The 13,645-nt window shown below is 68.8% G+C and carries 10 protein-coding genes and 3 pseudogenes; 3 read left to right on the plus strand and 10 right to left on the minus strand.

Annotated elements, in window-relative coordinates; all coding sequences use genetic code 11:
- On the minus strand, window positions 1-421 hold a 421-nt coding region (locus A9X03_RS21125), incomplete at its 3' end, for an FkbM family methyltransferase (protein ID WP_156669931.1).
- Window positions 422-539: 118 nt separating this feature from the next.
- On the opposite strand from A9X03_RS21125, the gene A9X03_RS21130 reads away from it, so the two are divergent.
- A complete protein-coding gene (locus A9X03_RS21130) occupies window positions 540-1,316 on the plus strand; it encodes a glycosyltransferase (RefSeq protein ID WP_067749610.1) in 777 nt (258 codons plus the stop codon).
- Window positions 1,317-1,345: 29 nt separating this feature from the next.
- Here the strand turns inward: A9X03_RS21130 and A9X03_RS21135 are convergent, their stop codons facing one another.
- From A9X03_RS21135 to mycP (A9X03_RS21175), 9 genes and pseudogenes are all read right to left on the minus strand, one after another.
- Window positions 1,346-2,983: a DUF4254 domain-containing protein gene (locus A9X03_RS21135; protein ID WP_067749608.1), complete on the minus strand. Its 1,638-nt coding sequence runs from the start codon at window positions 2,981-2,983 to the stop codon at window positions 1,346-1,348.
- A gap of 130 nt (window positions 2,984-3,113) precedes the next feature.
- Entirely contained in the window at window positions 3,114-4,169 is a 1,056-nt protein-coding gene (locus tag A9X03_RS21140; protein WP_068262806.1) for a glycosyltransferase family 9 protein, read from the minus strand.
- A gap of 77 nt (window positions 4,170-4,246) precedes the next feature.
- Window positions 4,247-5,032 (minus strand): sulfotransferase, encoded by a 786-nt coding sequence (locus A9X03_RS21145; protein ID WP_067783538.1) that lies wholly within the window; start codon window positions 5,030-5,032, stop codon window positions 4,247-4,249.
- Between the two features lie 58 nt (window positions 5,033-5,090).
- Window positions 5,091-5,453 carry a YbaB/EbfC family nucleoid-associated protein gene (locus tag A9X03_RS21150; RefSeq protein ID WP_067783540.1) on the minus strand — a complete coding sequence of 121 codons (363 nt, stop codon included), beginning with the start codon at window positions 5,451-5,453 and terminating at the stop codon, window positions 5,091-5,093.
- A 124-nt stretch (window positions 5,454-5,577) separates the two neighbouring features.
- A complete protein-coding gene (gene eccE / locus A9X03_RS21155; protein WP_067783549.1) occupies window positions 5,578-6,981 on the minus strand; it encodes a type VII secretion protein EccE in 1,404 nt (467 codons plus the stop codon).
- A 5-nt stretch (window positions 6,982-6,986) separates the two neighbouring features.
- Window positions 6,987-8,330 (minus strand): type VII secretion-associated serine protease mycosin, encoded by a 1,344-nt coding sequence (gene mycP, locus A9X03_RS21160; protein WP_067749600.1) that lies wholly within the window; start codon window positions 8,328-8,330, stop codon window positions 6,987-6,989.
- Window positions 8,331-8,441: 111 nt separating this feature from the next.
- Entirely contained in the window at window positions 8,442-10,280 is a 1,839-nt protein-coding gene (gene eccA / locus A9X03_RS21165) for a type VII secretion AAA-ATPase EccA (protein WP_067749598.1), read from the minus strand.
- Between the two features lie 39 nt (window positions 10,281-10,319).
- Window positions 10,320-11,882 carry a type VII secretion protein EccE gene (eccE, locus tag A9X03_RS21170; RefSeq protein WP_067889064.1) on the minus strand — a complete coding sequence of 521 codons (1,563 nt, stop codon included), beginning with the start codon at window positions 11,880-11,882 and terminating at the stop codon, window positions 10,320-10,322.
- Window positions 11,879-12,934 (minus strand): annotated as a pseudogene (gene mycP / locus A9X03_RS21175) (type VII secretion-associated serine protease mycosin); the annotation flags it as partial. The gene eccE (A9X03_RS21170) and the pseudogene mycP (A9X03_RS21175), both read right to left, overlap by 4 nt.
- On the opposite strand from mycP (A9X03_RS21175), the pseudogene eccD reads away from it, so the two are divergent.
- Both eccD and A9X03_RS21185 read left to right on the plus strand, forming a co-directional pair.
- Window positions 12,927-13,358, plus strand: a pseudogene (gene eccD, locus A9X03_RS21180) (type VII secretion integral membrane protein EccD); the annotation flags it as partial. The pseudogenes mycP (A9X03_RS21175) and eccD overlap by 8 nt on opposite strands.
- A pseudogene (locus A9X03_RS21185) lies at window positions 13,343-13,645 on the plus strand (type VII secretion-associated serine protease); the annotation flags it as partial. The pseudogenes eccD and A9X03_RS21185, both read left to right, overlap by 16 nt.

The raw sequence follows: 13,645 nt of genomic DNA on the forward strand, positions 1-13,645 counted from the left end.
ATGCCACGTCGTCGGGCAGCAAGAGCTCGGGCGCCAGGGAATCGAGTCGACGGAGGGCCACCTCCTCGGTGCCGATGTAGTTCGCCGACGGCAACGCGTCGCGATGAGCTTTCAGCATCGGAAGCAGCGAACTGCTCTGCCCCGCGTTGCCCGCGACGTTCATCGGCACCGTGTCATCGCGATCACCCAGGGCGCACTGGCGGCAATCCCATGCCGGGTCCAGGGCGGCCGATCTTTCCAACACGGAGAATGGCGTCGAGAGCGGTTCGAGGGAAACAATGCGGCCCGCGTAGCCGGCTTCCCGAATGCCCTGGGCATATTGCCCCGAGTTGGCACCGACGTCGAGCACGACGGTGACCTGACGCATTTTGAGTTCGCCCACGAAATTTCGTCGCCAGTCCAATTCGGAGTGGTATCGCATTACCCCGGCATCGGGAGCGTTCGTGAACCAGAGCAGACTCACCGCGCAACACTAACAATTTTCAGAGCCGCTCAGGAACAATGCGACGGCGCCGGGCCGCGTTAAGCTACCCGCGATCATGCAACTCGACATCCATCTACAGACGCATTCCGACTCGAGCGTGCACGGCGCGCACCGCTACGTCGGCGCTCCCAAGAGTGAGATCATGTTGCGCTGTACGCAGTCGTTGGTGACGGCGATCAACCGGGCCGACGCCGACGTCATCCTGCGGGTCTTCGATGATCACTCGTCGCCGGATGTGGTCGCGACGCTGCACCGCATCCTCGAAAAGTGCGAACAACGGGTCGAATTCGTCCCTCTCGAAGAGCGCGGTTACAACGCCTCCTGCTTGACGTCGTTCTCTCGCGCTCGCGACGACGGCCGCGATGTCGTCTACCTGGTCGAGGACGACTACCTGCACACCGCGTCGGCCATCCAGGAGATGGTCGAGGCGCATGAGTTGTTCAGAGAGAAGTTCGGCGGACAAGAAGTCGCGCTGCATCCGTATGACGATCCCAAGAACTATTGGGGGATGATTTTCAGCCAAGAGAATTGCCGGGTGCTGTACGGCACCCGGAGGCACTGGCGCACGAACACGCACACCACCAATACGTGCTGGGTGGAAATCGAGACGCTGCGCAGGAACTGGGCGCTTTTCGAACGGCTTGCACGTTATTCGAGCACGCCCTACGGCCAGGCCAATCATATTTTCGAGGCGTCCACCATCAATAAGATCTGGCGGGAGCAGGTAGCGCTGTTCACGCCGATTCCCTCGCTAGCGCTGCACCTCCAGTACGAGGAACACAGGGACCCCTTCCTGAATTGGAAAGACTGGTGGGAAGCGGCGGCGTATTGACGATGGCGCGCACCGGAGGTGCACAGCCGTCACGCCTGCCGGGTCTCGTACAGGTCGCAGTAACCGCGATGCCCGGCGGCCTTGAACTGCCGGTACACCTTGAATCGGAGTTCGCCGGCGCGCAAGCCGGTCAGGAACCGCTCGAGGCCGCCGAAGAGGTCGTCGTACTGCTCTTCGAGGACCGAACGGCGAGAATCCGGATCCTCGGCCGGCGCGGTGTGCGAGATCCGCAGCGCGAGAACGGAAAGCCGGTCGACGATCGTTCCGGGCGTCTCCGTGTGCAGCGGCGCGGTCGGATTCGGTCCGAGGCTGCCCAGCAGGGTCGCGTCGATCTCTTCGATGGCCGCGTTGCGCCGCGCGTTGAGGTCGTCGATGCGACGCTTGATCCGGGCCACCTCGTGGTCGTCCACGCCGGGACGCCGAACCGCGTCTTCGTGATGCCACAGGCCGAAATTCATCGTGTGCAGGCGAAGCGCGGTCGTTGCGACGCTGCCGCCCTCGGGGGAGCCTTGGGGTTCCTCGCCGTGCCATGACACGGCGCTGTCGTGGAAGCGTCGCACGGCTGACAGGAGCTCACCCTCGGGCGTTTCGGGCGGTGCCACCGCAGGCCTGCCGTTGCGGGCTGGCGTCGAGGCACCGACGAGGCCTTCCATCGCCTCGAGCACCTCGTCCACCGTGATGTCCGCCATGCTGCCTCCGTAGACGTGCCGGTGGGGCGCGAATCTGAACCCCCAGACCGCGGGCCGCGTCGGGCTGAAGAGGCCCACACCGGGAACCCGGGCCAGGTCGGCGGCGTGCAACATGCAGGAGTCGACACCGACGAAAAGGTCTGCGCCGCTGACCATCCCCATCGCAACGTCGAGCGGCAACCCGAGGTGCGAAAAGACGCGGTCGCTCTCGCGACCGACATCGAGATCCTCGTCCCCCATTCCGACCACCCACGCCACGAAATCGCGATGACGCGCCAGGAACCGGTCCAGCAAGTCGACAAACCTGGTAACCGGCCATCGCTTCTTGGCCCAGGTGGTGTCGGCGTGCACGGCGAGCACCTTGACGCCCGGCGGCAGCGCGGCACGGATGGCTCGAACCTGCTCTTGGGCGGCGGGTGGGATGGGCACCGGCCGGGCATACGTCTCGATCCGGGCGGACGGATCGAACAGGCGCGCCAATTTGAACGTCAGGTCGGCCGAGTGCGGCACGTCCCTGGGGATCACGACGTCGTAGGTGTCTCCGGTTGGAAAACCGATGCTGGTCGTGGGCGCCAGTCGTTGCCGAAGGGGACGAACGAAAACGTTCGACGGGACATCCCACGGCACTGCGTTGATGAAGACGTCGACGGGGCCGATCTCCGCCGCCAGGGTGTCGTAATCGAGGCCGCGGTTCGACGGCGGCCCCAGCGCCGGGCCCACCGGGGGCGATCCCGTGATGTCCACCAGACGCGATTCGACCTCGCGGAAGCAGAGGTCGAAGGCGATTTTGGGGCAAAGCAAAGTGAGTGGGGCGTCGAACATCTCGCCCAGCGCCCGCAGCGTGGGCAGCGTCAGCACCGAATCCCCGATGAGCGTGGAGAAATAGACCGTGGGCCGTTCCGCCCGCAGCAGATCATTCAGCAGGCCGGGCTGGACTCGTACCGAGTGCCCGTCCTGGAGAACCGTGAATTCGCTCAACCTGACACCATCCTTGGCCCGAGCTTAAACCGCCCGGGAGCCGTGGGGCAGCGCCAATTTGAGCGGGCCTCGATCGCGGCGGCCCCACCGATGCCGGGGCGGAGCGCCGTTGAGGCGGACCTGCGTCGGGTTAAATCCGCTCGTCGGCAAGGTCGTTCATCGCGTCCAGCGCATCCCCGACCGTGACCTCGGCCATGGTCCGGGCGTCGACATGCCGGTGCGGGCCGAAGCGGAAGCCCCACGTGGCGGCCCGCGTCGGGCCGAAGAGGCCGACGCCGGGAACCCGCGCCAGATCGGCGGCATGCAGCATGGACGAATCGACCCCGAGGAAGAGGTCCGCGTTGGCGACCATGGCCATCGTCAGGTCCAGCGGTAGCCCGAGATGCGGGAAGACGCGGTCGCCCTCGCGGCCGACGTTGAGTTCCTCGTGTCCCATCCCGACGACCCAGACCACATAGTCACGGTGCAGCGCCAGGAACCGGTCCAGCAGATCGATGAACCTGGTGATGGGCCACCGTTTCTCGGCCCAGTCGGTGTCGGCGTGCACGACGAGCACCTTGGTTCCCGCGGGCACGGCGGCGCGCATCGATCGCGCGCTCTCCAGCACGGGCGCCGGAAACGGCAACGGACCCGCATAGGACTCGATGCGCAACGAGGGATCGAAAAGACGGGCCAGCTCGAACATCAGGTCCGCGGAGTGGCACGCCTCTCTGGCGATGACGAAGTCGTAGGCGTAGTCGGTCGGGAAACCGATGGTCGTCGTGGGGGCCAGCCGCTCCACCAATGGCCGAACGACGATGCCGGACAACGAGTTCCACGTCAACGTGTCGATAAACAGATCGACCGGCCCGATCTCCGAAGCCAGGGCGTCGTAATCGCGTGCTCCTCGCGATGACGGCGACGAGGGCCGTGGCCCGGTCAGCGGCAATCCCGTGGTGTCGACGTGGCGGTCGCTTACCTCCCGGAAGCACAGATCGAAGGCGACCTTGGGGCAAACGAGCGTCAGCGGGGCGGTGAACATTTCGCCCAGCGCCCGCAGCGTCGGCAGCGTCAGCAGGGCGTCCCCGATGTTGGAAACGAAACAAACCGCGGGATGCCGCGCCCGCAACAGATCGTTCGGCGAGCGACGCCCGACGGGTTCCGGGCCCCGCCCGACGGCGCTGACATCTTGCCCAAAGTCGACCATATTCCACAGAGAGCTTAGCCCCTCCCCGGCGGGCGGGATCGCACTTTCTGTCTGAGCCTCGCGGGTCTCAGACGCGTTCAGTCATAACCGAACTCCCGCGCGAGCGCGTCCACCTCAGACCAGACCGGGTCGTCGGGGTCGACCCGGTCCCTGGTGGATCGCGCCCGATGTAGCGGGGACATGTTGCCGGTCTTCCAGGGCAGGGGCGCGCCGGCCCGGAAGAATTGGTGCTCCCCGGCCGTCTCGGGCGCCGGATGGGCGAGCGTGGGGTCCGCGTCGGAAAACGTCAGGCCCCACCCGCCGAGCGCGGCGTCGAGCGTCGCCTTCGGCTGCGCCGTGAAGGCCTCGTAGCGCGCGACGGCAAGGTCGGCCCCGCCGGCCCTCAGCGGCTCTAGGCAACCGTCCACCAGGGCCAGGGCTTCCGCCACGGTGTCCTTGATCCAGAAATCGGTGGGCGCCCGCAGCGGTGAATCTCGGTGCGCCAGGCAGGAATTGACCACTTCACGCGGGTCCCGAAGGACGAAGACCACCACGGCGTCCGGAAAGCACCGCCTGAGCGCACCGAGTTGGGTCGCGTACCGCGGGTTCTTTTCGCCCCAGATGGTGTGGGGGCGGGCGAGCTCGGTCATCACGGCCGTGAGCGCGCCAGCGGGGTCGGATGATTCGGCGGCTCGAACCCGGTAGTCGTCGTAGACGCCACGCTCGAGGAGAAATGCCTGAAGCGTGCCGATCATCGAGTCGCCGTATCGACCGACTTGGATCAGATCGATCTCGTCGAAGATCTTGATGTCCTCGTGGTCATTGAGGAACTGGGTGACGATCGTTATCCCGGATCTGGGCGGACCGACGACGAAAAGCTGCACGCCCTGACCGTATCCCGCCCGGACGGGAGCGGGCCCGCGTTCGTGGCCGCGGTTCGGTTCAGATCAAGCCGACGGTGTGCTGCAGCGAACCGGCCAGCTCGGTCAGCGAGGCGAACAGCTGCGCCTGCTGCGCCTGCAGAGCCGTCGAGGCGCCAACCTGCGCCTTCTCCAGCGCCTCGTTGATGCGTTGCTGCACCGTGTGGGCGCCGAGGCGCAGCAGGCCGGCCTCGATGTCCAGGCCGACAAGGCAACGCTGCCCGTTGATGGTCACTTCGACCGTTTCGGCTTCGTCTGTGGCGCTGAAGGATTGGGTGTGCGTCCGCCGCATCTGGGACTCGAGGGCCGAACTGAACTGTTGCAGATGCTCGAGCGCCTGCGCGACCTGTGGGTGCGCGTCCGGGCTGATGGGAAGTGTGCTCATGGGACAAGGTCCTTAACCTCGGTCGAGTCTTGCCGCGTGGGCCGCCGCCCTCGGTCCACAACCGGGCTCGAGTCTAGGGCGCCGTCGCCGATCGCGCGCGTCGAAGGTGGCCGCCGAGCGGGGCTCAGGAAGCCGTCCTGCCGGCACCGGGCAAGGCCTGCTCGTAGCGGCCCTCCCCGGGCGGAGAGACGGGCAGGATCGGCAGCTGCCGATGCCGGGGGGTGCTGACCATGTTGTGGCGCAACGTGACCCGGTCGACCCCGGGGTGACGGCCGAGGTAGCTCGTCGCGTTCGGCCACGCCACCTTCGCCTCCGGCCCGATGTGCGCGCCGACGAGCTCGGCGAACGGGCGGAAGTGCGGTCCCAGCGTGACGGTCCCGCCCGCGGCCGCTGCCCGCAGGACGAACTGGGTGAAGACCCTGGCGTCCCCCAGGTTGACGCTCGTGTCGACGTCGTCGAACGGCAGATAGACCGGGTAGTGGCTCGCCGTCTCGCCGACCAGCACCCCCGCCGATCCGATCGGCAGCTGATGGTGGCGGTCGGAGACGAGGATCTGTGCCTGCAGCGCGGCGCGCTGGCCGCCAGCCACCCTGGCGAATCCCCGCCGCTTCTTCGGCTTGTCCGGTGTCGTGAGCAGCACCGTGGACTCGGGTGCGACCCCGGGCGCGACCCGGACCCGGGTGATGGTGTGGTCGGCGGGCGCCGACCACCACACGTCCGGGCCGCCGGGCGCGGTGTACGCGGTGGTGAAGCTGTTGCGCCCCTTGATCGTCGACCACTTCTCCCGTTCGAAACCGATGTCTGTCGCGCGGTCGAAGTCGTCGAAGCTGCGCCCGCATACGGCGTCGACCCCGTGGCGGGAAAGTTCGTCGGCGATCCGCGTCGTCGAAGCGACGAGGTACCGGACCAGGCCGGCGACGCCGGCGTCGCGCCGCCCGGCCGACTTCCGGGCGCGGCGGGGGTCGGCGCGCACGATGATCCACGTCCGGCGGTGGGCCGGTGCCGGGTCGGCCCCGATCGCCTGCTCGTACAGGTCGACCACGTCCGCCGCCGCGGTCCTGGCGACGCGGTGGCCCGCCGAGACGACGTCCGCCTCCAGGTCGGGACAGTGCACCGACAACAACTGCTCCAGTAACCGGGTGTCCACCACGTCGTCGGTATGCGCCTTACCGTCGACGATGACGGTTGGGGTGAACGGGCGCGCGATCAGCTCGATGACCGCGACCAGAACCTTGCCTTTCCAGCGCACGGCGACGTGATCCCCCGGCTGGACGGTGGCCCCCACGACGGGTTCCGACGGCGCGAGCAGGGGCCGGCGCCGCCGCACGAGCCACGCGAAGAAGGCCGCGACCCAGCCGAGCAACCGCCGCCCCCGGAAAGTGATCAGCGCCAGCAGCACCGCCACCGCCACCAGGGCCGGACCCGCCCACACGTAGCGCGTCTTCAGGAACAGCAGGATGCAGGGCGGGGCCAGCACAGCCACCCACAGCGCGTACGCGGTGCTGAACTTCAGGCGCAGCGATTTCATCGTCGTCACCGCCGCCGCAGCGCTCGTCCGGCCAGGGCGGCGAGCCCCAGGGCCAGGGTCAGGCCGGCGATGCCCAACGCCACGACGGTGATCGGCCCGTGGTCGGGTCCCGGCACCGGCACCGGGGGCTGGATCCGTTTCACCGACGGGGCGTTCGCGGGGCCAGCGGGGAGGTCCCACGTCAGGGCGGCGACGGCATCGACGATGCCCGCGCCCACCACGTCGTCGGCGCCGCCGCCCGGGTGCCGCGCCGTGGCCGTGATCCGGTTGATGATCTGGGCCGGGGGAAGGTCGGGAAACCGCTGCCGGAGCAGCGCCGCCACTCCGGAGACGTAGGCCGCGGCGAAGGAGGTCCCGGCGATCGGCACCGGACCGTCCTTGCCGGGCAACGCGTCCACCGGCTCACCGTTGTCACCGAGGGCGACGATGTCCTCCGCCGGCGCCGCGGCGCCCACCCAGGGCCCGTGCATGGAGAACGGGCTCGGCGCCCCGTTCTTGCCGACCCCCCCGATCGCCAGCACCAGCGGTGCGTACCACGCCGGCGTGACGATGGTCTGCACCTGTTCCCAGCCGCGGGGGTCGTTGGGCATGGACGGGTCGGGCGGCGGGTTCTGCGAGCAATCACCACCGGTGTTGCCTGCCGCGACGATGACGACGGCGCCCTTGACGTTCACGGCGTAGTTGAGCGCCGCGCCCAGCGTGGACTCGTCGACCGGTTTGTGCACCTTGAAGCAGGCCGCTTCGCTGATGTTGATGACGCCGGCGCCCAGGTTGGCCGCGTGCACCACCGCGCGGGCCAGGCTGCGGACGGAGCCGGCCGCCGGTGACGCGTTGGGGTCGTTCTGGTCGGCCTGGTTGTCCTTCGGCTCGAAGGCCTCCGACGTCTGGCGCACCGAGATCAGCCGCGCGTCGGGCGCGACGCCGACGAAGCCGTCGGTGAGCGAGGGCCGGCCGGCGATGAGGGACGCCGTGAGCGTCCCGTGGGCATCGCAATCGGAGAGGCCGTCGCCGCCGGGCACCACGAAGTCGCCCCCCGGTTCCGCCGGAACCCGCGGCGAGCCGTCCACACCGGTGTCGATCACGGCCACCGTCACGCCTGCACCGGTGGCGAACCTCTGCGCCGGGCCGACGCCCAGGTAGGCGTTGGCCCACGGTGGATCGTGAAAGTTGGTGCCCGGCAACGTCAATGGCGCCCGGCAGACGCGGCGCTGCTCCAGGGGCTGGTCGGGCCCCGTCGCATCCGGCGGCACCGCGCCCGGGTCTATCGAGGGTGGGGCGACCGCGGCCGCGGGTGGCGCGGTGAGCACTACGAACATGAGCGCCACCGTGATTCCGAAGATACGGTGCACCGCGGGACACTCCAATCGCTTCACCGCGGCGGCTGCACTCGTTGGCCGCGGGCCTGCGAGCATCCTAAGCTTCCGGGGCCAAGTCCAGGACGCTTTTTGCGGCGGCGCCGATTACCAGACGATGGCCGCCATGTCACGGTTGTCCGAACACACGCTTCGCACCGCGGCCTCGATGTCGGGGGCGGTGATGATCTGCAGATCCTCGACCGTCACCGGTTGGCCCGCACGCTTCTGCGCGACCACGCGGGTGTCGCGGAAACCCTCCGCGCGTTCGATCACGTTGCGGGCGAACCGGCCGTTCTGCATGGCGTCGATGCCGTGCCGCCCGCCGGGCGTCGTGTAGTTGCGAATGGTGGTGGCCGCGTCCAGGAAAGTCGCCCGCGCCTCGTCGTCGAGCATGCTGGCGCGCGGCGCGGCATAGCGCTGCCCGATCTCGACGATCTCGGCCGGGGAATAGGACTCGAACCGCAGCTTGCGGTTGAACCGGCCGGCCAAACCCGGGTTCACGGTGAGGAATTCGTCCACCTGGTCCTCGTAACCCGCACCGATGAAACAGAAGTCGAAGCGGTGCGCCTCCAGCGCGACCAGGAGCTGGTTGACGGCCTCCATGCCGATCATGTCCGGCGTGCCGTCCTGGTGGCGTTCGATCAGCGAATAGAACTCGTCCATGAAAATGATTCGGCCCAGCGACTTTTCGATCAGCTCGTTGGTCTTGGGCCCCGACTCACCGATGAAGTGCCCGCAGAAGTCCGAGCGACGCACCTCCCGGATCTCGGGGTGGCGCACGATGCCCATGCCTGCGTAGATCTTGCCCAGCGCCTCGGCGGTGGTGGTCTTACCGGTGCCGGGAGGCCCGACCAGCAGCATGTGGTTGGTCTGCCCCTCGACCGGCAGCCCGTGCTCGAGGCGCATCATGCGCACTTCGAGCTGGTCTTCGAGCGCGGACACGGCCTGCTTGACCGCCGCCAGCCCGACCTGCTTGGCCAGCAGCGCGCGGCCCTCGGCGAGCAGCTCGGCGCGCCGCTCGGCGGTTGCGTCATCGTGGAGCTCGTCGCGGCTCTTGGCCGTCGACGCGTCCCACCGATCGGTGCGGCTGGCGATGGATTCCTCGTCGGTGACGACCAGGTGCAGGTTGGGGTCGGCCAATGCCTCCTTGGCGGGGTCGGTCAGGACGCCGTTGATGGTCGCCTTCGACAGCCAGACCTGGGCCTTGTCCTCCTCCCGCAGCTGGCGGTGCACCATCCCGCGCACATAGGCAAGGTCGGCGACCAGCAGCGGGATGTCGGCCGGCCCGATCGACGCGGTCAGCACATCCGCGTCGAACCGGCCCGACGCGTTGGTCTGTCCGATCACGTCGACGCGGTCGAGCCAGTCCAGCGCGACCCGGCCCTGCCCGAGATGCGCGGCGGCGTGGGCCGCCAGCGCGCAGATCGACGCCGTCACGGCGGACATGACGATGGCTTGCGGGGGCAGCTCCTCGGCAGCGGCCAACAACACGTCCGGCCAGCGCTGCGTGGTGTACATCAGGAAGGCGCGGGCCAATTGGTGCCACTGATAGTTGGCCCACGAATCCAGCAGGTCCCGATTGGCCAGCAGCCTGTCGGCCTCGGCGTATTCCCCGGCGATCGTCAGCGCCGACGACAACGCCAGGCCCACCTGGGATGCGTCGGTCACCGTGATGCCGATGTAGGGACCCAGCTGAATCTCCGCGGCGAGCGTCTGCCCGATGCGGGTGGTCTCGCGGTGCAACCATTCACTGGTGGCGTACAGCTTCTTCAGCGAGGCCAGGTCGTTGTCGCCGCAGGCGATGCGGCCCAGCCACGCGTCGGCCATCGACGGATCGGCGTCGGTGGCCGCGACGAAGTCGGGCAACGCCGCGGCCCGGCCCTGCCTGCTCTTGACCGTCATGGCGCGGTCGAAATGCCTACGGGCAGTTTGCAAATCACCCATCGTGTGCGCTCATCCGGATGCCTTTTGACTCTTGACGTTTCAGATGCCGGCGGACATGGTGACCGGCTCGAGACTCACATAGCGGTTTTCGGCCCGGAACATGTCCATCTCGGCGACCCAGTCCTTGCCCGCCGCGTGGACCCGCACCGTCGCGGGGCCCACCTGCTCGATGATCACCTCGAAGTTGTGCCGGTGCCCCTCGGGGAGCCTCGTGCCCGACGGGGCGATGGTGATCACGGTCGCGGGCCGCGGCGTGGGCGAGATCGGGGCGAGGTGCTCCACGACGCTGACGGTGGTGCGCGGTGCGGGGCGTGGCGCGCTGACCACGCTGATTTCCGGCATCCGCACGGTGGCCCAGCGGGTCACGTCGCGGGTGTGCACGCACACCCGTTCCCCCGCGCCGGCCGTGCGAATCACGATCCGCTTGGCGACCGGGTCGTCGGCGGCCACGAAAATCCGTGACAGCTCACCGGCGTCGGTGACCGGGATCAGTAGCCGGTCCCCGTTGCTCAGCTTGCCGATCAGCACGCCCGAGGGGCCGATCTCGGTGAGCAGGTGTTCGGGCAGCGGGCTGGGCCGCAGCGCCCGCAGGTAGGGCCGGGGGCCGCACATGTTGGCCGCCGCGGCGGCGGCCTGCTCGCCGTTGAGTCGGCGCAAGATCACGCTGGGCGGGGTGGGAGCCGGCGTCGGTGTGCGCACGGTGATGGTGGCGGTGCAGGTCGCGTCCGGGTAGACGGTCACGTTCTGGATGACCTCGTCGGCGCGCAGCGTCCACGCCTGAGACAGGACGCGCGACGTGATCGCCTCGGCGGGATACGCGTATGTCGTCATCCAGCCCGCCTCTCCGCGGATGGCCTTCCACCGCTGCGTGTCCCCCTCGATGGCGTCACACCCCAGCCTGCGGTCGAGCTCGGCCAGGTCGGTGGCCGTGGCCACCTTCGCCCGCAATCCCTGGCAGCGCAGCAGTCCGGCGATGCGCTGCGCCACCGAAATCGCCGTCGCACCAACGGTTGTGCGCCAGCGGAGCGCCTGGGTGTTGTCGATGATCGACAACCGCATGATCAGCCAGGTTTCGCGCCGGCCCGCATATGGCGGGGTGCCGATCTCCGAGTCGTACACGCGTGGGTAGTCCCCGATGTTGCCGTGCCGGGAACCGAGCGAGACGACGCTGATCGAATCGAGCTGCAGGCCCAGCGCCTGGCGCAGCATCGGCACCAATTCGACGACGTCGATGACGTTGTCGGTCTCGACCGTCACCGAACCGGTCACCATGGTGGCCTGGTGCGCCCTGCCGAGCAGCTGCACGGCCACCACCGCGACACCGTCCTGCACCCGGACCCCACCCCCGGATCGGTTGTTGGCCACCGTGATCGGCGCGTCCCAGCGAATCGGGCGTCGTCCGCGCCGCCACAGCACGATCCATGACCACGCGGGCTGGCCCCACCACCGCACGAACACCACGGCGGCGCCGACCACCACCGCGACGGCCGCACCGATGTATCCGCCCACGGCCCAACTCGCCACGGCGAGCAGGAACACCACCCACACCCCGAGGACCCGCCGGTTGCTGCCCTGGCTGAACCCGGTCAGCTTGGAACTCACCGCGCCCGCCTCAATCGGGCCGCGATCGCGGCGACGAGCACACCGGCGGCGACCGCGCCGATGAACCCGATGGCGATGTTGCGCGCGCGGTGGTCCGCGGGCGGTGGGGGTGGGGCGGGCCTGATCACCCGGCTCTGAGCGCCCGGGGGCATCTTGTCACCCGGCGGGATGTTGAACGTAAGTGCCGCAACGGGATCGACCAGTCCGTAGCCGACCTTGTTGTCCACGCCGGCGGGCGGATTGTGCGCCGACTGGACGATCCTGTTGATCACCTGATGCGCGCTCAGGTCGGGGAATTTCGCGCGAACCAGGGCGGCGACGCCGCTGACGTAGGCGGCGGAAAAGCTGGTGCCCCAGAACGGCATGTTCTTTTCGCCCGGCCTCGACGGGGGGTAGGCGTTGACCGGCCCGCCGCCCTGGGGCGACAGACCCATGATGTGGGTGCCGGGCCCGGCGACGGCAACCCAGGGGCCCGACATGCTCTTGTCGAGCGCGGCGCCGGTGGCATCGACCGCGCCGACCGACAGGACATAGTCGGAGAACCACGACGGCGACGAGACAACCTTGACCTGATGCCAGTCGCGGGGGTCCGACGGTTCCAGCGGGTCATACATCGGGTTGTTGTTGCAACCGGCTTCCCCGTCGTTCCCGGCCGCGGCCACCACCACGGCATCCTTGACGGTGGCGGCGTACCACAATGCCGCGCCCAAGGCGCGTTGATCGGCGGGGGCCGCGGCGGGCAGGCATGCGGTGACCGAAATGTTGATCACCTTCGCGCCCATGTTGGCGGCGTGCACCACCGCGCGCGCCACCGTGTTGAGCGTGCCGGCCTTGACCTTCTCATCGGAGTTGGGATCGCCCGGTCCGGGGTTGACGGGCTCGAATGCCCTGGACGACTGGCGGATTGAGATGAGCGTCGCGTGTGGCGCGACGCCCACGACCCCGTCGGGCGCTCCGGGGGGAAGCGGGGGCACCGCGGGTTCGTCCTCGGTCTGCGGATCCGCCGGCCCGTTGGACGCGGCGGTGGCGCCCCCTCCCTCGGGTGGTGTCTGCGTCGGGGTGTCGATCGTCCTGCCCGCCGCCGTGTGGGGGGTGCTGACACCGGGGCGCCCGTGGGCGTGGTTGGCGCTGGTGGTCGCCGGACTCGTGGTGGGCATCTTCATCACCCAGGGCAGGGGATTCGCCGCCAAGTACCAGGCCGTCGCGCTCGCCTGCGGGGCCGCCGCCGCCGTGTGCGCCGGGGCGGTCAAATACGCCATCGTGGAGCCGAAAGACGTTGTCAGCGGATTGCTTTGGCCCGCTGTAGCGGTGGCGGCCTTCGCCGCGTGCGGCCTGGCCGCGGCGCTGTTGGTGCCGACGGTGCGGTTCAGGCCGCTGATCCGGTTGACCGTGGAATGGGTGGAAGTGTTCGCGTTCATCGTGTTGCTGCCGGCGGCGGCGGCCCTGGGGGGGCTGTTCACGTGGATTCGGCACTGAAGCGCGCGGCGGCGGCGACCGCCGCCGTCACCCTGGTCGCGCTGTCCGCGAATATCCCTGCCGCGCAAGCCATCACACCCCCACAGGTCGATCCCGGCATGGTGCCGCCGGACGGGCCGCCGCGAAGCGACCAACCGATGCGGCGCGCCAACAGCTGCTCGACGCCCATCACCGTGCGCAACCCCGACGTGGCGCAGCTGGCGCCGGGCTTCAACCTGCTCAACATCAGCAAGGCCTGGCAATACAGCACCGGCAACGGCGTACCGGTGGCCGTGATCGACACCGGC

It is taken from the genome of Mycobacterium sp. E1715, from assembly GCF_001667625.1.
In the GTDB taxonomy this organism is placed as follows: Bacteria; Actinomycetota; Actinomycetes; order Mycobacteriales; family Mycobacteriaceae; genus Mycobacterium.